This window comes from Ornithinibacillus jepli (genome assembly GCF_047228935.1).
Taxonomy (GTDB): Bacteria; Bacillota; Bacilli; order Bacillales; family Amphibacillaceae; genus Ornithinibacillus.
Genome location: NZ_JBFEGG010000001.1, coordinates 362,291 through 381,797 on the forward strand (window position 1 = coordinate 362,291; position 19,507 = coordinate 381,797).

22 protein-coding genes are annotated in these 19,507 nt (G+C 34.1%); 11 read left to right on the top strand and 11 right to left on the bottom strand.

Annotation, left to right across the window (positions count from 1 at the left end):
* The first annotated feature begins 2 nt into the window (after positions 1-2).
* From AB1K81_RS01825 to AB1K81_RS01840, 4 genes are all read left to right on the top strand, one after another.
* On the top strand, positions 3-2,978 hold the full coding sequence (locus AB1K81_RS01825) for an ATP-binding protein (protein WP_412974942.1): 2,976 nt from the start codon (positions 3-5) through the stop codon (positions 2,976-2,978).
* A 120-nt stretch (positions 2,979-3,098) separates the two neighbouring features.
* On the top strand, positions 3,099-3,647 hold the full coding sequence (locus AB1K81_RS01830; RefSeq protein ID WP_412974943.1) for a GbsR/MarR family transcriptional regulator: 549 nt from the start codon (positions 3,099-3,101) through the stop codon (positions 3,645-3,647).
* Positions 3,648-3,725: 78 nt separating this feature from the next.
* The gene (yhaM, locus tag AB1K81_RS01835) at positions 3,726-4,673 is read left to right on the top strand and encodes a 3'-5' exoribonuclease YhaM (RefSeq protein ID WP_412974944.1); all 948 of its coding nucleotides are present in this window, start codon (positions 3,726-3,728) and stop codon (positions 4,671-4,673) included.
* A gap of 72 nt (positions 4,674-4,745) precedes the next feature.
* Entirely contained in the window at positions 4,746-4,943 is a 198-nt protein-coding gene (locus tag AB1K81_RS01840; protein WP_412974945.1) for a sporulation YhaL family protein, read from the top strand.
* Between the two features lie 59 nt (positions 4,944-5,002).
* Here AB1K81_RS01840 and AB1K81_RS01845 read toward each other — a convergent pair whose 3' ends face one another.
* The 3 genes from AB1K81_RS01845 to AB1K81_RS01855 form a co-directional block, all read right to left on the bottom strand.
* Positions 5,003-5,899, bottom strand: coding sequence for a peptidylprolyl isomerase (locus AB1K81_RS01845; RefSeq protein ID WP_412974946.1), 897 nt, complete (start codon positions 5,897-5,899; stop codon positions 5,003-5,005).
* Between the two features lie 119 nt (positions 5,900-6,018).
* Positions 6,019-6,204, bottom strand: coding sequence for a hypothetical protein (locus AB1K81_RS01850; RefSeq protein WP_412974947.1), 186 nt, complete (start codon positions 6,202-6,204; stop codon positions 6,019-6,021).
* Positions 6,205-6,358: 154 nt separating this feature from the next.
* Positions 6,359-6,898 (bottom strand): DUF3267 domain-containing protein, encoded by a 540-nt coding sequence (locus AB1K81_RS01855; protein ID WP_412974948.1) that lies wholly within the window; start codon positions 6,896-6,898, stop codon positions 6,359-6,361.
* 205 nt (positions 6,899-7,103) lie between these two features.
* On the opposite strand from AB1K81_RS01855, the gene AB1K81_RS01860 reads away from it, so the two are divergent.
* Entirely contained in the window at positions 7,104-7,439 is a 336-nt protein-coding gene (locus tag AB1K81_RS01860) for a DUF1878 family protein (RefSeq protein ID WP_412974949.1), read from the top strand.
* 21 nt (positions 7,440-7,460) lie between these two features.
* On the opposite strand, the gene AB1K81_RS01865 is transcribed toward AB1K81_RS01860, so the two are convergent.
* Complete coding sequence (locus AB1K81_RS01865; RefSeq protein WP_412974950.1) at positions 7,461-7,943, bottom strand: GbsR/MarR family transcriptional regulator; 483 nt, start codon at positions 7,941-7,943, stop codon at positions 7,461-7,463.
* Between the two features lie 300 nt (positions 7,944-8,243).
* Between AB1K81_RS01865 and AB1K81_RS01870 the strand changes: the two genes are divergently transcribed.
* From AB1K81_RS01870 to AB1K81_RS01880, 3 genes are all read left to right on the top strand, one after another.
* Positions 8,244-9,443, top strand: coding sequence for a quaternary amine ABC transporter ATP-binding protein (locus AB1K81_RS01870; RefSeq protein WP_412974951.1), 1,200 nt, complete (start codon positions 8,244-8,246; stop codon positions 9,441-9,443).
* Entirely contained in the window at positions 9,436-10,287 is an 852-nt protein-coding gene (locus AB1K81_RS01875) for an ABC transporter permease (RefSeq protein ID WP_412976101.1), read from the top strand. Before AB1K81_RS01870 ends, AB1K81_RS01875 begins: the two co-directional genes overlap by 8 nt.
* 134 nt (positions 10,288-10,421) lie before the next feature.
* Positions 10,422-11,330, top strand: coding sequence for a glycine betaine ABC transporter substrate-binding protein (locus tag AB1K81_RS01880; protein WP_412974952.1), 909 nt, complete (start codon positions 10,422-10,424; stop codon positions 11,328-11,330).
* A 178-nt stretch (positions 11,331-11,508) separates the two neighbouring features.
* Here AB1K81_RS01880 and AB1K81_RS01885 read toward each other — a convergent pair whose 3' ends face one another.
* The 3 genes from AB1K81_RS01885 to AB1K81_RS01895 all read right to left on the bottom strand — a co-directional run bounded on the left by AB1K81_RS01885 (position 11,509) and on the right by AB1K81_RS01895 (position 13,103).
* The gene (locus AB1K81_RS01885) at positions 11,509-11,883 is read right to left on the bottom strand and encodes a YtxH domain-containing protein (protein ID WP_412974953.1); all 375 of its coding nucleotides are present in this window, start codon (positions 11,881-11,883) and stop codon (positions 11,509-11,511) included.
* 134 nt (positions 11,884-12,017) lie between these two features.
* Complete coding sequence (locus AB1K81_RS01890) at positions 12,018-12,533, bottom strand: tryptophan transporter (protein WP_412974954.1); 516 nt, start codon at positions 12,531-12,533, stop codon at positions 12,018-12,020.
* A 141-nt stretch (positions 12,534-12,674) separates the two neighbouring features.
* A complete protein-coding gene (locus tag AB1K81_RS01895; protein ID WP_412974955.1) occupies positions 12,675-13,103 on the bottom strand; it encodes an HIT family protein in 429 nt (142 codons plus the stop codon).
* Positions 13,104-13,681: 578 nt separating this feature from the next.
* Here AB1K81_RS01895 and AB1K81_RS01900 point away from each other — a divergent pair.
* Together AB1K81_RS01900 and AB1K81_RS01905 are read left to right on the top strand one after the other, a co-directional pair.
* The gene (locus AB1K81_RS01900) at positions 13,682-14,425 is read left to right on the top strand and encodes an ABC transporter ATP-binding protein (protein WP_412974956.1); all 744 of its coding nucleotides are present in this window, start codon (positions 13,682-13,684) and stop codon (positions 14,423-14,425) included.
* Positions 14,418-15,632 (top strand): ABC transporter permease, encoded by a 1,215-nt coding sequence (locus AB1K81_RS01905; RefSeq protein ID WP_412974957.1) that lies wholly within the window; start codon positions 14,418-14,420, stop codon positions 15,630-15,632. Before AB1K81_RS01900 ends, AB1K81_RS01905 begins: the two co-directional genes overlap by 8 nt.
* Positions 15,633-15,937: 305 nt before the next feature.
* Here the strand turns inward: AB1K81_RS01905 and AB1K81_RS01910 are convergent, their stop codons facing one another.
* The 4 genes from AB1K81_RS01910 to AB1K81_RS01925 all read right to left on the bottom strand — a co-directional run bounded on the left by AB1K81_RS01910 (position 15,938) and on the right by AB1K81_RS01925 (position 18,666).
* Positions 15,938-16,240, bottom strand: coding sequence for a hypothetical protein (locus tag AB1K81_RS01910; RefSeq protein WP_412974958.1), 303 nt, complete (start codon positions 16,238-16,240; stop codon positions 15,938-15,940).
* Between the two features lie 265 nt (positions 16,241-16,505).
* Positions 16,506-16,775 carry a hypothetical protein gene (locus AB1K81_RS01915; protein WP_412974959.1) on the bottom strand — a complete coding sequence of 90 codons (270 nt, stop codon included), beginning with the start codon at positions 16,773-16,775 and terminating at the stop codon, positions 16,506-16,508.
* A 39-nt stretch (positions 16,776-16,814) separates the two neighbouring features.
* On the bottom strand, positions 16,815-17,366 hold the full coding sequence (locus AB1K81_RS01920; protein ID WP_412974960.1) for a hypothetical protein: 552 nt from the start codon (positions 17,364-17,366) through the stop codon (positions 16,815-16,817).
* A gap of 130 nt (positions 17,367-17,496) precedes the next feature.
* Complete coding sequence (locus tag AB1K81_RS01925; RefSeq protein ID WP_412974961.1) at positions 17,497-18,666, bottom strand: M20 metallopeptidase family protein; 1,170 nt, start codon at positions 18,664-18,666, stop codon at positions 17,497-17,499.
* A gap of 132 nt (positions 18,667-18,798) precedes the next feature.
* On the opposite strand from AB1K81_RS01925, the gene AB1K81_RS01930 reads away from it, so the two are divergent.
* The gene (locus AB1K81_RS01930; protein ID WP_412974962.1) at positions 18,799-19,437 is read left to right on the top strand and encodes a phosphatase PAP2 family protein; all 639 of its coding nucleotides are present in this window, start codon (positions 18,799-18,801) and stop codon (positions 19,435-19,437) included.
* Positions 19,438-19,507 lie beyond the last annotated feature (70 nt).

A 19,507-nucleotide genomic window follows, 5' to 3' on the forward strand; every position in this document is an offset into this window, starting at 1 on the left:
AAATGAAACTACTCCAAGCAACCATTTATGGATTTGGTAAATGTGTTGATTATCATATCGATTTCAAGAGCCAATCATTTCTAACTATATATGGGGAAAATGAGTCTGGTAAAACAACTATGCAGCGTTTTATTTTGTTTATGCTCTTTGGGCTCCCACCAAAGCAGCGTAAGTTATATCAACCGAAGACTAGTAGTAGAATGGGAGGAAGTTTAACGGTATATGATCATGAAGTCGGTCAGTATACAATTGAACGCCTAGCAGATACGAGAAACGGTGCTGCGATTTGTCTTACAAAAGATGGAAAAGAGTATGATGAAACATGGCTTCAGGAAAGATTACAAGGGATAAATGAAAAAACATATAAAGCGATATATTCTTTTTCAGCGACTGATTTAAGTCACTTACAAGAAATAAAAGAAGAAAATATAAGTGAAGTATTACTAGGAATCGGCCTAACTGGTTCAGCTCAGATTCATGCTATAGAGAAAAGACTTGATCAAAGAATAAGTGATTATTTTAAGCCATATGGAAAAAATCCAGCTGTCAACCAACAATTAGTGAAGCTAGAACAGCTTCAAAAGCAGTTAATAGAGTTAAAAAATGAAGAAGCAACATATCAGGAAAAGAAAAATGCAATGGTAGAAATGGAAAAAACAATCACTTCGATTACACAGCAAACAAATAAATTAAAACAAAAACAATACGAGTTAGAAAAAATTGTCCAGGCTCTACCTCAAATAAAAGCTTACAAACAGTATCAAAATAAACTGAAAGAGTTACCCGATGAGTTACCTTTCCCCGAAGAAGGTATAGAACGATTAGAATCATTAAAAGATAAACAGTATCCTATACAGAGTGAAATAAAGGTATTAGAAAAAAATAAGGAAAGTCTTGTATTAGAAAAAAATGAATTACAGTCCATAAACTACAAGTTTCCATTTGAAGAAGCTGTAAACGTCTATTCCAAGCATGCAGATTACCAAAAGCATCAGGAAAATCTATTATCTACTCAAGAACAAATAAAAAGACTAGAAGAAGAAATTAATAACAAAATATTGGAATTAAATTTAGGCATAGGCAAAGACGAACTGGAAAATATATCACTTCCTTTTCAATTGGAACATAAATGGTCTGAATTGAAGAGAACATTTGAGAATTTAAACAACGAGTTTGAAACGATCAAGGAAAATATACATTTACAACAAGCAAATCAAAAAAGAATCGAACAGGAATTACAGGATATTAGTTTATCTTTGCTTACACCAGATAAAAGAAAAGAACTAGAGGAAATCGTCGAGACTTATAAGGAAAATAAACTACTAGATGCTTTGCAAAAGGAAAAAAATGAACAACAAACTAATTGGGTGAAAACGAAACAACAGACTAATAAGCGAATAGGACAATTTCTTGGTATAAGTATTTTTGTCGGAATTTTCTTCGCGGTATTAGCATTTTTTACTAAAGACTATCTGTATGTAACTATTACATTTATCAGCATTCTATTAGGATTAGTTCAGTGGGGATTTGGAAAAAAATCGATTCAAAATATGGAAGCTATGCTAAACCCAATAACTATATCTCATAATTCTAAGGTAGTTATTACTGAAGTTGAAAGACAAAAGGCAGCAGAGCTTCTTGAAATGCATCAAATTAACTTACGTGAAATGGAATTACTAGAGGATAAACTAAGAGATTCAGACATTATGTTGAATCAATTGCAAGAACAGAAAGTCTTATTAGAAAATAGAAAAGCCAACTTACAACGTGATATTGATACCCAGAGGGCTACTTATCCTTTTCTAGCCAATATAGAGGTGATATACTGGCAGGAGCTATATCATGCTTTAAAAGGAATTTGCAAAGTTGTTAGTCATATTAACCATTTAAAATTACGAGAACGGGATCTTCTTAAGGAAATAGAAAAATATCATGAAGCTGTGGATTTATTTTTTGATACCCTCGAATTTGACAGTACTCCGAGGACTATAGAAGCTAGACTAGAATATTTAGAAGCAGAGTTAGAAAAATATCGGGATCGTGAAAAACAACTTCAACAAATCGATAAAAAGCTTATCGAAGTAAATGAGGATTTGAATGAGTTAGTAATTCAATGTAATACGTTAAAGCAGGAAATTCATTCCCTATTTGAAATTGCAAAAGTTAAAGATGAAGAAGCTTATTATCAAAAATCAAGAGAGCTAATGGAACAAAGGGAACTTGCAAATAGTTGCAAAAACATAAAAACTCAATTCTCTAACTATTTCACAGAAGATAAGTGGGAAGAATTAGTTAATAAGCCTCCGCAACAAAATATCATTGAATTAGATATAGCTACTACAAATGAAGAAATACACAAGTTAGAGGAGGAAAAAGAAGAAAAAAGACAACAATTAGCTAGAATTACTCTTGAATTTCAAAAACTAGAATCATCGGAAGTGTATTCACAAATTATGCATATGTTCGAGTCAGAAAAGGAAAAGTTAGCAAACCTTGCTCGAAAATGGGCTGTTCATAAGGTAGCAAAAGAATTGTTGACCGAAACAAAAGGAAACTTCCGGGATAAATACTTAACAAAAGTAATGGAAAAAACTACATACTTTTTCCAGTTAATTACAGATAACGTCTATATCAATGTGTTTCCACCTATAGAAGAGAAACCATTTATAGTAGAGCGCCAAGATCATATACGGTTCCATGTTCAGGAATTATCTCAGGGGACAATTAATCAATTATATGTATCCTTGCGATTAGCGATTAGCATGGTAATGAGTGAAAGTCTACAAATGCCTTTTATTATGGATGATGCCTTTGTTCACTTTGACATGATACGTTATGATCGGATGATTCAAATTTTAGAAAATGTTTCAGACCAACATCAAATCCTTTTATTTACTTGTAAACAGGACTTGACATCAAGAATTAATGACAAAAACTTACTGCGGTTGACAAATGCAGTACCCATAGTAGAAAATTAGTAATAAAATAAAGTATACGAGTGATAAACTATAGCTAATCCATTGATGATACTAGATGAAATATCCTTATCTATACATGTTAGAACTTCGTATATCATGCACAATTGGAGGGTACTTCCTGTGACAGAGGACAAAAGAAGTAAAGAATGGGAAAAACACGAAGAAACAATTGAAAAATTCATCCAAACGATTGCGAAGAATATGAATTTATATGGCTTAACTTCTTCCATAGGTAGATTATACGGTGTTCTATATTTTTCCGATGAACCAATGACATTAGATGATATGAGGGAAGCTCTTGAAATGAGTAAGACAAGCATGTCAACTGGGGTTAGAGCACTCTCTGATATGAAAATGGTCGAATCAACTTATAAAAAGGGTATTCGCAAAGACTTATATCAATCGGAAGAAGATTGGTACAAATCCTTCACATCTTTGTTTGGAAATCGTTGGAGAAAGAACACAGAATCGAATATTGAAGAGGCTGAAGAAACATTAGAGGAACTAAGAATGATATATGATTCAACAGAAGATGAAGATTTAAGACAAAGAATTAATCGTGATTTGGAGCGATTAGAATATGCGAAGAATTATTATAAATGGTTAATGAAATTTATCCATGTTGTTGAGTCAGGAGAGATATTCGAATATATACCGAAGAATAAATAAAGTTATAACAGCTGAGATTGACGATTGCTTTTAAATGCGAGGAGTCAATCTCATTTCTGTTATGGGGGAGGAATTCATATGGCATTAGGAATTGGACATCACAATATCGGGGATTCATTTGAAGGATTTGTTTTGATAAGAGAAGCAATAAAGGGAACAGCGAGTAATGGTAAACCTTTTCTTACGCTCAAGCTAAGAGATGCAACTGGGGAAATTGAGGCAAAGCTATGGGATATTACAGGAGAAGATGAATCACTATTTGTTCAAGAACAAATTATTCGTATTACCGGTGAAATGAATCAATTTCGTGGAAAAGCCCAAATGCGAATTAATTCTATCCGGTTAGCACAAGCAACGGATGGGGTACAAATTTCAGATTTTCTAGAAAAGGCACCAGTTGAACGTGAGGAATTGATGACAAAACTCACAGAGATTATTTTTGAAATGCAAAATCCAACCATTCAACGAATTGTCAGAGCCATCATTAAAAAGTATCAGGATCCTTTATTACTTTTCCCTGCTGCTACGAGAAATCATCATGAGTATGTGTCGGGACTTGCCCACCATATCGTTAGCATGTTGAAGATCGCAAGAGAATTATGTGAATTGTACCCACAGTTAAATAAAGATCTTCTGTACGCAGGCATTATTTTACATGATATTGGGAAGTTAAAAGAATTGTCTGGAGTAGTCTCTACATCTTATACGCTACAGGGAAAACTGCTAGGGCATATTCCACTTATGGTGGAGGAAATCGGTCATATTGCTAGAGAATTAGAAGTTGAGGGTGAGGAAGTTCTTATTCTTCAACATTTAGTGCTCTCCCATCACGGAAAAGCCGAATGGGGTAGTCCAACACCACCATTAATAAGAGAAGCTGAGATTTTACATTTCATTGATTTAATAGATGCAAAACTGAATATGTTAAATCGTGCATTAGATAAAATAAAACCAGGAGAATTCACAGAGCGTTTATATGCGATGGATAATCGTTCATTCTATAAACCAACATTTGAAGAGAAGTGATTTTTTAAGTAATCATTTTACCCACTTGTACATATAAATTTAATAAGTAGTTTTGGACAAGGGGGTAAGAACATGATATTAGGAATGCCTTGGTGGGTTTTCATGGTTATTTTATTTATATTCTTTAGTGGTTATATGTCTTTTCGTGCAATGCGTGCAGAAAAGGAACTAGAGAGGCAATATATTGAGCGAGAAGGACAGGTCTATATCAGAAGAATGGAAGAAGAACGTGAACAACGTGGCAAAAAACAAAAGGAAGTAACGAATTAGAACAATTAAAAAAGACAGCTTTCCATATCTTTTGGAAAGCTGTCTTTTTATTAATTGATTTATCCTTGTGCTTCTGGTGCTTTAAATAAATCTTTAAATTCATCAATCTTAACATCTACGCCAGCATCTTCAATAAGCTTGTTCATTTTTTCTTGAACTGCAGCATAGTCAATCTTCTCTGAAGCTAGTTGACGACGAATGTCTTCTTTTTTCTCCTCAAGTGTAGGGATATCGGTTACTTTAATGAAATGGGTACCGAATTCAGACTTAACAGGTCCACTAACTTCATTCTCTTTTAGAGCGTATGCTGCATCTTCAAATTCTTTTACCATTTTTCCAGTAGCAAAATATCCTAAATCTCCACCATTAGCTGCACTACCATCAGTAGAGTATTCTTTAGCTAATTCCGCAAAATCTTCGCCTTCATCTAATTTTTTCTGAACTTCCGTAACAAGTTCTGCTGCTTCTTCTTGTGTTGTTTCTTCATTTTTCTGAATTAAAATATGGCTTGCACGAATTTCTAGTTCACGATTTTCTTTCATTTCATTATATTTATTTTCTATTTCTTCATCTGAGATATCAACATCTTCAAACATTAACTTTTCTTGAAGTAGGCGTTGATAAGTTTGGTCACGGAATGCATCCTCGTCTGGATAACCTTGTTGCATTAACCATGCAGAGAACATTTCACCTTGTTCGTCCTTTGTTTCTTGAACTGCTTGATCTACTTCTTCATCCGTTACCTCATATTTATCTTCTAATACTTTAATAACCACCATATTGTAAAGCGCACTTTCTCCAATATAGCTTTTCATTTCATTATAGAAGTCATCTTTTGTTATGTCTCCTACTTTTGATTCTACAATTACTTCTGAGTTTGCTTCATCATCAGCACTACAAGCAGATAATAATAAAACACCTGCAGTAATGGTTGCTGCGATTGTTAGTTTTTTCATTACATTACACTCCTAATCTCTTGTTACTTCACTTAATATTGATTAATATACCATAGTTTGTCTATAAAGTAATAGTTAAATGTAGAATTACTCATTTTTTACACAATTCATATTTAGATTTAAACTACAGCATTTAATACTTTTATATAAGAGGATACCAGTAAGATAAGTATCATTATATTGGTAATACGAAATACACTAGCTTGTTTAGCAGCATTCATCTCTAATTTTTTACAAAATTTATCGGTTAATGAATTGAATATAATGAGAATGATGAAACCATAAACAAGGAAAACAAGGAACATACCTTACGACCTCCTCCTGTTCACTTCTTAACCAATTATTTACTTGTATAATTCAATGATTATAACTAAATAATATGAGGTTACCTATAAAATACTGTAACAAAAATTTCAATTGTTGGATAGTGAAAAAAAGAAGAGGCAATATTTGCCTCTTCTAGTTTGCTTTTAATAAAATATCGAAACCTTGATCATCCTTCTCAACGATAGCGTGTCTCGGTGCCTTTAAAATATGTTTAATGGTTAAGAAGTCAATGAAGGATAACCCAATATTAATCGATGTGATTAAGAGAAAATATACATATATGCTTGGGAAAAGTAATGACATAATGATACCAGGAATTGTAATAACAATAGTTGGTGTTAGTGCTGAAACAATATAAGCATACTTATTTAAACGTGCATCCGCATAAAATGTGAATATCGGTAATCCTTTTTTTCTATTGATTACTAATTTAATTCTTCTATTTATCATAATTAATGGTAAAATATGCAATAAAGAATGAAGTGTAGGTAACAGGATTAAAGCAATAACAAATAGTATCATACCAGAGTCATTTATTGGGTTACCTAAATGTAACATCGAAAACGGAACATATAGTAAGATAAAGGTTAGAAGACTAGTAAAACAAGATATTAAATTAATCCATTTCATACCATACTGCTTATTGAGATTAACAGATTTCCAGCAATTCATATTCAGCCTTCTCCTTTACTTCGTTATGTTAAGTTATGACAATCATTCTTTATGAATGACTATTATTTCGAAAGCCTTATTGATGATATTATCTTATAGGAGAAAATGCAATAGGATTTTCGAAAAAAAAATATATATAAATACTGGCAATAGAGATTATATTCTGATAACTATAAAAAGAGTGGGCAATAAGAGGGGGGAAAGTATGATTCAGCGTGACAATTTGGCAACATTCCAATTACAATTGTTAACGAAGATTATAGATGTGAATAAATTCCCTTTCACCAAGATTGTCATTGAAAATAATGTGACAGAAGAAGAGTATAATCAAATTTTTATGCTTTTGGAGAAAATTGATTTTGAATATATAGAGCAAAAACAAGAGGGGTTACTCGATTTTTCTTCCCTTTTAGCGAAATTCAGAAGTCTGTTAACGGAAAAGCTAGAACCAACTAAAACAATTTATGCATTGAGAAAGGAAGGTTGTTTTATTGAGCTGTTAGATGAATTTATTAGCATAATAAAAAAAGATGGCTTATAAGAGGTTTCCCTCTATAAGCCATCACTTTTTTATATCTGAAGCTTCCTTAAAAAATTCCTCTAAATGTTTATGAAATAGTAGTAAATCATGGAGTTTGTTCTCGACGTCTTCATCTTTCTCGCTTTCTTTTAGTTGGTCAATTTGTTTCTTAATTTCCAGTAATGCATCTTTGCGATCTTCAGTTGCGTCTTGCCATTTCTTTAAATAGAAACTCATAAATTGCTTAAATAGATGTGTGTTTGCTTGATACAGATCTTTTCGAACACCTTTTTTCCATACTCGTTTCACAAGATTTAATTCTACTAAACTCCTAACACTAGTACTCATGGATGTTTTACTTTTGCCTAGTGCCTCACTTAAATCATCTAAAGTTAAAGGTTTTTCTTCTATATAAAGGATAGTAAAAACTCTAGCCTCTAAAGGTGACAACCCAAATAATTCAATTGTTTTAGCGAATTCGAGTAGAATCCCATTTTTAACCTTTTCGTTGCTGTTATCCAACATGCAAACCTCCTAAAATTACCTATCTTTAGGTTACAACAGTCTTTCACTTTTTGAAAATGTCTAGTTCGGGTGGATTTTGGAGTAAACTGGAGCATTTATAAGGAAAAGTGTTTTTAAATTCGTACAGAATAAACTGTACAAAAAATACAATCGAATTTTAAAGAATATAAAGTTTGTCCAGTTCGTACAATGGAGTGTATAGTAATATAGTAAGCAAAAACACGGCCATTTAACGAAAATCTATTAATCTTTGAATTTAATGGATATATAGGTTAATTGAATATGAAAGAGGTGAAGGTTTTGCCGATTATTGAGGCAAAAAACCTGACAAAGGTTTTTGGTAAAAATCCGAAGCAAGCTTTAGAGCTTTTGGATCAGGGATTATCAAAGGAAGAAATATTGAAAAAGACAGGAAGTACAGTAGGGGTTAATCGAGCGACTTTTTCAGTAGAACCAGGAGAAATCTTCGTTATTATGGGATTATCTGGTAGTGGTAAATCGACTTTAGTAAGGCTGATTAATCGCTTAATTGAACCGACTGAGGGAAGCATTTTAATAAATGGACAGGATTTAGCGCAGATGGATAAAAAGGATTTACGACAAGTTCGTCGTGAAAAACTTGGTATGGTGTTTCAACGTTTTGCACTATTTCCTAATCGGACAGTCCTCCAAAATGCAGAATATGGATTAGAGATTCAAAAGGTGGCAAAACAAGAAAGAGCGGAAAAAGCTAGGAAAGCACTTGAACTTGTTGGTCTTGATGGATACGCCGACCAAAAGCCAGATCAATTATCTGGTGGGATGCAACAGCGTGTTGGATTAGCTAGAGCACTAGCAAATGATCCTGAGGTTCTTTTAATGGATGAGGCATTTTCAGCATTAGACCCGTTAATTCGTAAGGACATGCAAGATGAGTTAATCGACTTACAATCTACCATGAAGAAGACGATTATTTTTATTACTCATGATTTAGACGAGGCATTACGGATTGGTGATCGGATTGCATTGATGAAAGATGGTTCAATTGTACAAATTGGTACGCCAGAAGAAATCTTAGTCAATCCGGCTAATGAGTATGTTGAACGTTTTGTAGAAGATGTTGATCGTTCTAAGGTATTAACAGCCCAACATATCATGAAGCGTCCGGAAACAATTAATATTGAAAAACATGGTCCTCGTGTTGCTTTAGAACGAATGAGAGAATCAGGTATTTCTAGCATTTTAGTAGTTGATAGTAAACGTAATCTAAAAGGTTATGTAACAGCTGATGATGCTTCTGAAGCAAGGAATAAGGATGTTCGTGATTTAGAAGAAATATTACGAACTGATATAAAAGAAGTAGAGAAGGAAACTTCCATGCAAGAAATCTTTAATGTTATCAATGGTTCACCAGTGCCTGTAGCCGTTGTACAAGATAAGAAATTAGTTGGGATTATTGTACGTGGAGCTGTTATAGCTGCTCTTGCAGGGGATAGTGAGGTGAATCTTGAACATGTTTAAGGAATGGTTTACAGAAGGAATTCCAATCCCAGATTGGGCTGAAAGCTTTACGAAATGGACCAAGGAAACGTTTGCTGTTCTTTTTGATCCAATTAAAGAACACCTGGGTAATTTTATGGAATGGTTTTCGGAAGATATTTTAATGCAAATTCCAGTATCTATATTTATTATTGTGATTGCTATAATAGCGTTTATCATATCCAAGAAAAGAATTGGACTAACTATATTTACGGTTATAGGTTTATGGTTAATTTATAACCAAGGATATTGGGAAGATTTAATGAGTACCATTACACTCGTAATAATTGCTAGTCTACTTTCCATTGTTGTTGGTGTTCCAATTGGTATCTTAATGTCGAAGAGTAACACAGCAGAAGCTATCATAAAACCGATACTTGATTTCATGCAAACAATGCCTGCGTTTGTCTATCTAATTCCTGCAGTTGCTTTCTTTGGAATTGGATTAGTACCTGGGGTATTTGCATCATTAATTTTTGCAACGCCACCTACTGTTCGATTTACGAATCTAGGTATACGACAAGTTTCCAAAGAGCTAATCGAAGCCTCAGAAGCATTCGGTAGTACCGGTGTTCAAAAGCTGTTTAAGGTAGAGCTACCAATGGCAAAGGCGACAATTATGGCTGGTATTAACCAAACGGTTATGCTTGCACTTTCCATGGTAGTTATTGCTTCCATGATTGGTGCACCAGGTCTTGGAAAAGAAGTTTTAACTGCATTACAACGTAGTGACGTTGGATCTGGTTTTGTTGCAGGTATTGGAATCGTAATATTAGCGATTATCATTGATCGCTTTACTCAAAGCATGAACAAAAAAGAACAATAAAGCCATAGTTAGTAGCATTAGGAATATGGGTTATGGTATTCGCCCAACTCAAAAAATGCCAGAATCTATTGGTAAACTTTTCACTATGAAAAGTTCCATATAAATACAATATTATAAAAGGGGAGTTTACATTTATGTTCAAACGTAACTGGAAACGTCTAGGAATTATTGCTGGACTTTCATTATCATTATTTGCAGCTGGATGTTCATCAGATGATGATACATCATCAAACAACTCAACAGACGGCGATTCATCTGCTGCGGTTGAAGACCAAGAAATTAACCTTGCATATGTAACATGGGATACGGAAATCGCATCTACAAATGTTATTGGTAAAGTTTTAGAAGATTTAGGATATGATGTAACACTAACTGCTTTAGATAACTCTATTATGTGGGAAGCTGTTGCTAATGGTGAAGCAGATGCAATGGTCGCAGCTTGGTTACCTGCTACACATAAAAGCCAATTCGCTGATTATGGTGACCAAATGGAACAATTAGGACCAAACCTTGAAGGTGCAAAAATTGGTTTAGTAGTACCATCTTACATGGATGTTGATTCAATTGCTGATTTAGCGGATGAAGCAGACATGAAAATCACTGGTATTGAGCCTGGTTCAGGTGTTGTCACTTCTGCTGAACAAGCATTAGAAGATTACGAAAATCTTGCAGATTGGGAAGTAGTAACTTCGTCCAGTGGTGCAATGGCTACTGCTTTAGGTGAAGCATTTGATAATGAAGAAGAAATCATCGTAACTGGATGGTCTCCACACTGGAAATTCGCTAAATACGATTTAAAATATTTAGAAGATCCTAATGGTTCATTCGGTGGGGCAGAAACTATTGAAACAATGGTTCGTGAAGGCTTAAAAGACGATATGCCTGAAGCTTACCAAGTACTTGATAATTTCTACTGGTCACCAGAAGATATCGAATCTGTAATGCTTGATATCTCGGAAGGTATGGATGAGGAAGAAGCTGCGGCTAAATGGATTGAAGAAAATCCAGATAAAGTTGCAGAGTGGACAGAAGGAATAGAATAATGGACGATAAAACCTGTAGACTCTTTTGAGTCTGCGGTTTTTTTTATTTAATACAGGTGGTTGGAGGGGAGTAATTGATAACATTTAACAGGAAAACAAAAAAACATAAAAAATAGTAATGTATCGTCCATTTAGAACAGAAACAAAAAACCAACACTTCGAAGTGCTGGTTACAGATTTAATTTTCTTCTTTTTTACTTGCGCTAACTTTTTCTTCTAAATCTTTAAGACTTGATTCAATCTGCTCTAAATATTGGTGAATGTTTTTTTGATGTGGTTCAACGGATGCTTTCCATTCTACAATAGAGCTTTTCATTTCTTGAGTTAAATCTTTAATTAAGGAGACACCTTCTTTAGAGGTTGCTGCAATTTGATCTTTTAGACGCAAGCCATCTAATTTCAAGTTCTCCAAAATCTCCTTCCATTCGATCGATTGATCCTTCACCTTTGCTCTTAGTTCCTTTCCAGATGTTGGAGTGCTTAATAATGTTGCAGCAGCTCCTACAACACTTCCAACCATTAAGCCTAACATCAGGGATTTGCCTTTTGCCATAATAATCCCGCTCCTTTCCCGCATACTATAATTTTTCCTAGTTTCTCTATTTTTATCCTTTATGTAGTGAGGTATCACTTAGTTTAAAAAATCCCCTGACAACTCAGGTGCCAGAGGATTTATGATATCTTCATTTAAACAGTTATTGGCTTGGATCGCTTTAGTATTTGTAGTACTACTGGATAAATAATAATCATCAGCACCGTGTTTAATCCGGCAGCTGGTAATACAGCAGTAGTAAAAAATAAAAGAAAGACTCCATCCATCAATCCAACTACATACAAAGCGAGTGTTAAAAATATCGCTCCGCTAATCATAGTGCCAACAGCAGTTAAAACAGGTACACCTATTTTGAAATTTACTTTGTCTTTTATCAATAAAAAAAGTGCAAAGAAAATGAAGGCTGTAATTGGTTTTTCAATAAAGTTGGCGATTTGTCCACCTGGTGCATTTGTCGTTAAAGCGGATAATAAGCCTGTTGCAATTGCTAAGACACCTACATACTTCAGCTTAGGAAATAACATAATTCCTATAAACATCATGGAAAGCATCATGTCTGGTGTCACACCATAAATTGGGGGCATGACAAAGTGCAACACTGCACCTATCCCCAAAAGTAGTGATAGAATGACTAAAATCCTTGTATTCATTTGTACCTCTCCTCGGCTAAGCTATCTAAGCTCATTTTTTATTAGTTCCTCAACTGTACACTCGTTGTCAGTTGCAGAAACTTATTGACATTATACCAAACATCTTTAGAAATAAAAAGGATAAATTCACAAATTATTTGACTAATTGATTTCTTTATTTATATCTTTTGCAATTTGTTGCAAGTCTTCTGAAGTATACTCATTTGTATGTACTTGCCAGTTTGAAGAATACCCGTCACCTTCACCATAACGTGGTAGTAAGTGAATATGTAAATGGAAAACAGACTGATCGGCAGGTGCTTCATTATTGTTAAGCAAATTCATACCTACAGGCTCGAAAGCTGTTTTGATCGCATTGGCAATACGAGGAATGCGAGCGAAAAGAGTTGAAGCTACTTCACTTGGTGTTTCATAGATATTTTTCACATGGGTTTTTGGAATAACTAGCGTATGTCCTTTTGTTACCTGGCTAATATCTAGGAATGCCAGTACATGTTCATCTTCGTATACTTTTGCTGAAGGGATTTCACCTGCGATAATTTTGCAAAATATACAATCTTCATGTGCCACGATTTACCAACTCCTAGGTTTTTACTTTATTTTATCTAGTAGTGTCTATGTATGTAAAGTTTTATGCCAAGATTTGGATGAAGTACGTAAATCTGTTTTAATAAAATTAAGTATATTAAAATAAAACAGGCATCGCCCATTAAAGGACGAGCCTGTTTTTGTAGAGCCCTAGGGTAAAGAAAACTAATGTGGGGACTTGTATTACCATTAACCTGCATGAAGCAACTTAACTGGTTTACAAAAACCTTTTTGTCAGTATCCCTTGGCGTTGAGACATCTTCCAACAAAAGGGTTTATTGCATTAGGTTATCTTTCGTCAACACCCCATTTGTTTTTTTCATGTTGTTTTATTAGTGAAGCATCACTATTTTCCAACACTAACACCTCATTTGTGTTTAACAAATTGGTTTGTTGCCTTTTTAGTCAACCTCGGGCTCTACACTAGTATTTTGAGCGATTTAAGAAAATCTATGCACAAGTTTTTTAAATTATGTCGAAAAAGGTATGAGAGTTTTCTTTGGAATTTGTTCATATAAATGATAAAATTTTTAACAAGTGAAAACGTAGGGGGAAAGCTTGTGGAACCTTTATTACATATAAAAGATTTAGTTGGAGGATATACGCATAAAAATGTTCTCCATGGTGTTTCATTTGATGTAAATGCAAAAGAAATTGTTGGTTTGATTGGACTAAATGGTGCAGGTAAAAGTACGACTATTAAACATATTATTGGCTTAATGCAGCCGAAAAAAGGCTCTATCTCCATAAATGGTAAAACATTTAAAGATAATCCTACTGAATACCGTAATCAATTGGCATATATTCCAGAAATGCCGATTCTATATGATGAATTAACATTATACGAACATTTAAGGCTAACAGCGATGGCGTATAATATTCCTGAAGATATATTCGAAAAAAGACTTCAAGTTCTACTGAAAGAATTCCGTTTAGAAAAGAAATTGAAATGGTTTCCAGTTCACTTCTCAAAAGGAATGCGCCAGAAGGTTATGATTATGTGTGCTTTTTTGATTGAGCCGCCTCTTTATATTGTGGACGAGCCATTTGTTGGACTTGATCCACTAGGGATACAGTCTTACTTACAATTAATGGAGGAAATGAAACAAAACGGTTCAGGTATACTAATGTCAACCCATATTTTAGCCACCGCTGAACGATATTGTGACCGATTTGTTATCTTGCATGAGGGAGAGATAAGAGCACTTGGTACGTTAGAAGATTTAAGACAGCAATTTGATATGCCGCGTGCAACTTTAGATGATTTATATGTTCAACTAACAAAGGAAGATAGCCATGTTTAATTCACATGACTTTTTTATGAAACGTGTTAATGCGCATTTGAAGGATATGAGTCGATATTTGCGTTACATATTTAATGGACATATTGCATTTGCGATGTTGTTTTTTATCGCTGCTTTAGCTTATTATTATCAGCAATGGCTTTCAACCATACCAGCGAATTTTCCAACTGCATGGATTATGGGAATTGCTATTGGTACAGTTGTTAGTTATAGTCCAGTCCGTACACTTCTTAAGGAGCCGGATCTTGTTTTCCTAATTCCTGCAGAGCATCAGATGGGTGCTTACTTTAGAAATGCCTTGATATATAGCTTTATTATTCAACTATATATTGTTGCCATAGTAATGGCTGCTTTGGGACCTTTGTATATGGCGACTTACGAACATCGAGAAGGAAGTACATTTTTATGGATGGTTCTTGTAGTACTTATCTTCAAGATTTGGAATTTAATAGCGAATTGGTGGATGTTAAAAGTTCGTGAAAAAAATCTTCGTTTGATCGATCAAATAGTTAGGATATTATTAAATATCGCTGTATTTTATTTCCTAATTAATGGAGAAATGTTACTTGCTGGTATAACTACGATATTATTTATCATTATATTTTTATATGATTTAACCTTATCTAGAAAACAAGCTGGTCTTACTTGGGAATTATTACTGGAGAAGGATGTTAATCGATTACAAACTTTTTATCGATTTGCCAATATGTTTACCGATGTACCACATTTGAAAAATAGGATTAGATCTCGAAAGTGGTTAGTTTCAATTGTTGATCGAAAAATTCCGTTTGCAAGAAAGAATACGTATGATTATTTATATCGAATAACCTTTATCCGTGGTGGGGAATATTTGTCCATGTATATTCGATTAATTATTATAGGGGGAGTGTTTATCTACTTCCTACCTAATATATGGATTAAGCTTATTTTTGCAATTCTTTTCCTATATATGAGTACTTTCCAAATGATGACGTTATACCAACATCATCGAACCATCATGTGGTTAGATTTATACCCGGTGGAAGCGGAGTTTAGAAAAAAAGCACTATTAAAATGGATTATGGAACTTGCAATTGTCCAGACAATTTTGTATGCAATTGTATTTATAGTGGCTCAAGCTTATCTAGGTTTTCTTATGACGTTAGTGGGTGGAATAATCTTTACCTATGCTTTCACAAATGGATATGTAAAAAGAAAATTAGCATAGAAAGGAGGCTGAGACAAAAGTTTTTTAGTCAAACGAATAACCGAATGTAGTGCACCTACGACGCACCGGAAATATACTGCGCTTTCCGCGGGCGGCTGGTGAGCCTCCTCGTGCTAACGCACTTGCGGGGTCTCACCGATGCCTTTCTTCCCGCTGGAGTCTCCGTATATTTCCGGTGCTAGTATGGTGAATCAGTCGGCTTTACTTCTGTACAATTTTGTTATGTCCCAGCATCTTTTTTAAAAGTATGCCTTCAATTTCTTCATATAATAAGGATTAATATTAGGTAAACTAGCAAATCATTCCTATAATGATAAATGTATTAATTCCTCAATTCTGTTTACATCAATATAGATTAGCAAGATTGGAAATAATATAGTAAATAGAAGTCTACTCTTCCTAATGGCTTTCAGCAAACTATCTTTCTGAATAAAATAGATGAGAAGATAAATCGAAATAGAACCTCCAGTAAATAGTAACCAGTAGAAAGATTTTTGACTATCTACCTCATATAAAATTGCGTCTAGTCTCCATGAATCCTCATCTGGAAAAGACAAATTTACCGTTTCACTTTTCCACCCCAAGAGATTGTATGCTTCTAATGTCATACCATTGAACTCTCTTTCCGTTATTTCGTAGCCCATTGGTAGAAAGGAGCTTTATAAACTGCACCATAAGTTACAAAAGAAATAAGAATAATAAATAGTAGAAAGAGAAGTATTTGTTTTATGCTCAAGTCAAATTTTTTCTCGTTATCCATAACATTCCTCTCAATACTGGTTTTTCTAATTCAATTTCTGCTTGATATCTTTTATTTCATTAAGTAATTGGGTGTTTGTATAAGCAGTTCCTCATATTTTTTAAGCTACCATTCTAATACGAACATGCCCCAAGCAAAACAGCGAGAAACAAACCAATAACCATTAAAATTAATAATGCCTTACCAAAATTGTTCAAGTTCTCGTTAGTAGCACCAAAAGCTAAATAAATTGCTACTCCAATTCCGATGAAGGGTATTCCAATTCCGATGATGATTAAAATCCATTGTCCTATTGATACAACGTCATCATCGCCAAAAAATATTTCTGATTGATGGTGAGCATCTATATTATCGTTTTGGTTTTCATTGTTATAATAATTCAACATATCACTCCTTCTTATGAAAGTGTATCAACAATATAGCTATTTCCAGTTAAAAGAAATGTTGTTCTCTTGAAATTGTTCCATCAACGCATTTCGGTATTGCATAACATAACCGTTCTCAGTTATTTGAATGCTACTCCCATCTGGAAAAATAACCTCGTACGTATCAAAGCCTTCACTACGATCAACATCATAATAGTTAACCGTTTCAATTTCATTCCATTTGTATTGGTGAATATTATTTGATGCTTCTATTCTATAAGTTAGGCCATCATTAGAAATAGCTATAAATGGTTTTGCACCAAGTAATAGAAAGAAAACACCGACAATAGAAAGGACAACACCAATAAAAACAAATAATCTTTTGACATCACCGAAATAAATAATTAAACATGCAATACCTAATAATAGGCATCCGATTCCGTATAAAAAATAACTCGCTTTAGGAACGATAACTATCCAGGTTCCGGGTTCTAGGTAGATACTGTTTGCTATAAAAGCAGGAATGAAAATTAGTAAGATGGGAGAGACCAAAAAAATGCCGATTCCGATGGCCATAAAAAAATGTCGTTTTTCATAGTTAAGTACCATATTAACATCCCCTTTTTTTATTCAGCTATAATACGAAATATTCTAAAAAAAGTTTCGAGAATATTTTAGGAAAATAAATACCCCTCACTACAAAGTAAGGGGAAAATAAACAATTGAGTTTACTTAAAAGTTATTTTTCCTGATAAGCAAAGTAAGCACTAATTAATACTTTTGCTGCGATTGGCATTGCCTTTTCATCGAAGTCAAAGTGTGGATGGTGATGAGGGTAATGATTGCCTTCTTTTTTAGCACCAGTAAAGAAGTACGCACCAGGTTTTTCTTGTAAGTAGTAAGCGAAGTCCTCGCCACCCATTACGGGAATGATTTTTTCTGCTTTTTCTACTTCTGGTAGTTTACTACTTTCTTCAAGGATAAGCTCAGCTTCTTGCTTATGGTTCAGTACAGGTGGATAACCTTTTTCATAATTAAATGTATAACTACATTCATAAGATGTACAAATTCCTTTAATTACTTTTTCCATTTCCTGTATCACTTGTTCTTGAGTATCGCTATTCAAATAACGGACCGTTCCTACTAATCTAGCAGTATCGGCAATGACATTAAATGCATTACCAGCTTCAAATATTCCTATTGTAATTACTGCTGTTTCTAATGGATCAATTCTTCTACTCACAATTTGTTGGAGTTGGGAAACCATTTGTGAGGCAATAACGATAGAATCCTTTGTTTCATGAGGGTAAGCACCGTGTCCACCTTGACCTTGGATTTTGATTTCAAATCGATCAGCACCAGCCATAAGCACATCTGTTGAAGTTTGGATAACACCTACTGGGGTTGTTGCCCATAGATGGGTTCCAAATACAGCATCAACATTCTCTATCGCACCGGCTTCAATCATCGGTTTTGCTCCACCCGGTGCATACTCCTCTGCATGCTGATGAAGGAACAGAACAGTCCCCGGCAGCTCTTCCTGATAGGTTTTCAATACCTTGGCTATAATAAGTAAGGTTGCCGTATGTCCGTCATGGCCACAAGCGTGCATCACACCAGCGACTTTTGATTTATAGGGTACATCTTTAGCATCTTGAATCGGAAGCGCATCAAAGTCAGCTCTTAAAGCAATCGTTTTTCCAGGTTTACCGCCTTTTAAAGTTGCGACAATACCATTACCACCAACACCTTTTTGATATGGTATATGTAATTTATCATAGAATTCTGCTATGTATTGAGCCGTTTTATATTCTTGAAACGAAAGCTCTGGGTATTGGTGTAAATACCGACGAATTTCCACCATTTCTGGATACAAGGATTCAATAGCTTTATGAATATCATGTAGCATAACCGTTCCCCCTCAATTATTTTTTTCTATTATAGCATCTTTTCAAACAGTGAAAAAATTAATTTAAAATTGTTATTAGATAAGCTATGATTAAGACAATGATAAAATTGAAAATCAGGAGGTTCTACATACTTGAAGAAACGTCGTATTGTACTAACTACTTTTTTAGTAGTAATGCTAGTTATTATAGGGATATGGATTATAAAAGTTATGAGTGGTGATATTCCATATCTTGATCAATGGACTAGAGCACTTGTTAACACGTTCCCAGATACATATATTTATACATTCTTTCGAGGTGTTACGAATCTAGGGTCTGAATCTTTTATGTATCCATTTACAGCGATAGTCGCAGCTATCCTAATCATTTTATTCCGAAATTGGCTTCCGGGGGTCTTATTTGGTTTAGGGATTTATGCAACTCATCAAGTGAATAAATTAATAAAATATCTTGTTGCAAGAGAACGCCCTACCATTCTAGAAGAAGCTAACGCGATTGGGGAAAGTTTTCCATCTGGACATGCGATGATTCCTATTGTTTGTTACGGGTTACTAGCTTATTTTCTTACCCAAAAATTAAAATCTACTAGTGCTGTGTTATTCGTACAAATTTTCTTTGGGTTACTAGTATTTTGTATAGGGATTAGTAGATATGTCATTAATGTACATTATTTAACCGATATTGTAGCGGGGTTTGTATTTGGTTATTTATGCTTACTAGTTTTAATTACCTTATATGAAAAACTGCAAAAAATAATCTCTCGGTCTTAAGGCTGAGAAAAAAGCATTCTCGAGATGGTTTTCCCTTCTTTCAATCGAGATTATGATAAAAGTACAGAAG

Bases quoted from the DNA above. Each gene is read 5' to 3' on its own strand.
- AB1K81_RS01825 (WP_412974942.1), top strand. From the start codon at position 3: ATGAAACTACTCCAAGCAACCATTTATGGATTTGGTAAATGTGTTGAT.
- yhaM (WP_412974944.1), top strand. From the start codon at position 3,726: ATGGCATTAGGAATTGGACATCACAATATCGGGGATTCATTTGAAGGA.
- AB1K81_RS01840 (WP_412974945.1), top strand. From the start codon at position 4,746: ATGATATTAGGAATGCCTTGGTGGGTTTTCATGGTTATTTTATTTATA.
- AB1K81_RS01845 (WP_412974946.1), bottom strand. From the start codon at position 5,899: ATGAAAAAACTAACAATCGCAGCAACCATTACTGCAGGTGTTTTATTA.
- AB1K81_RS01850 (WP_412974947.1), bottom strand. From the start codon at position 6,204: ATGTTCCTTGTTTTCCTTGTTTATGGTTTCATCATTCTCATTATATTC.
- AB1K81_RS01855 (WP_412974948.1), bottom strand. From the start codon at position 6,898: ATGAATTGCTGGAAATCTGTTAATCTCAATAAGCAGTATGGTATGAAA.
- AB1K81_RS01860 (WP_412974949.1), top strand. From the start codon at position 7,104: ATGATTCAGCGTGACAATTTGGCAACATTCCAATTACAATTGTTAACG.
- AB1K81_RS01865 (WP_412974950.1), bottom strand. From the start codon at position 7,943: ATGTTGGATAACAGCAACGAAAAGGTTAAAAATGGGATTCTACTCGAA.
- AB1K81_RS01875 (WP_412976101.1), top strand. From the start codon at position 9,436: ATGTTTAAGGAATGGTTTACAGAAGGAATTCCAATCCCAGATTGGGCT.
- AB1K81_RS01880 (WP_412974952.1), top strand. From the start codon at position 10,422: ATGTTCAAACGTAACTGGAAACGTCTAGGAATTATTGCTGGACTTTCA.
- AB1K81_RS01885 (WP_412974953.1), bottom strand. From the start codon at position 11,883: ATGGCAAAAGGCAAATCCCTGATGTTAGGCTTAATGGTTGGAAGTGTT.
- AB1K81_RS01890 (WP_412974954.1), bottom strand. From the start codon at position 12,533: ATGAATACAAGGATTTTAGTCATTCTATCACTACTTTTGGGGATAGGT.
- AB1K81_RS01905 (WP_412974957.1), top strand. From the start codon at position 14,418: ATGTTTAATTCACATGACTTTTTTATGAAACGTGTTAATGCGCATTTG.
- AB1K81_RS01910 (WP_412974958.1), bottom strand. From the start codon at position 16,240: ATGACATTAGAAGCATACAATCTCTTGGGGTGGAAAAGTGAAACGGTA.
- AB1K81_RS01920 (WP_412974960.1), bottom strand. From the start codon at position 17,366: ATGGTACTTAACTATGAAAAACGACATTTTTTTATGGCCATCGGAATC.
- AB1K81_RS01925 (WP_412974961.1), bottom strand. From the start codon at position 18,666: ATGCTACATGATATTCATAAAGCTATTGAATCCTTGTATCCAGAAATG.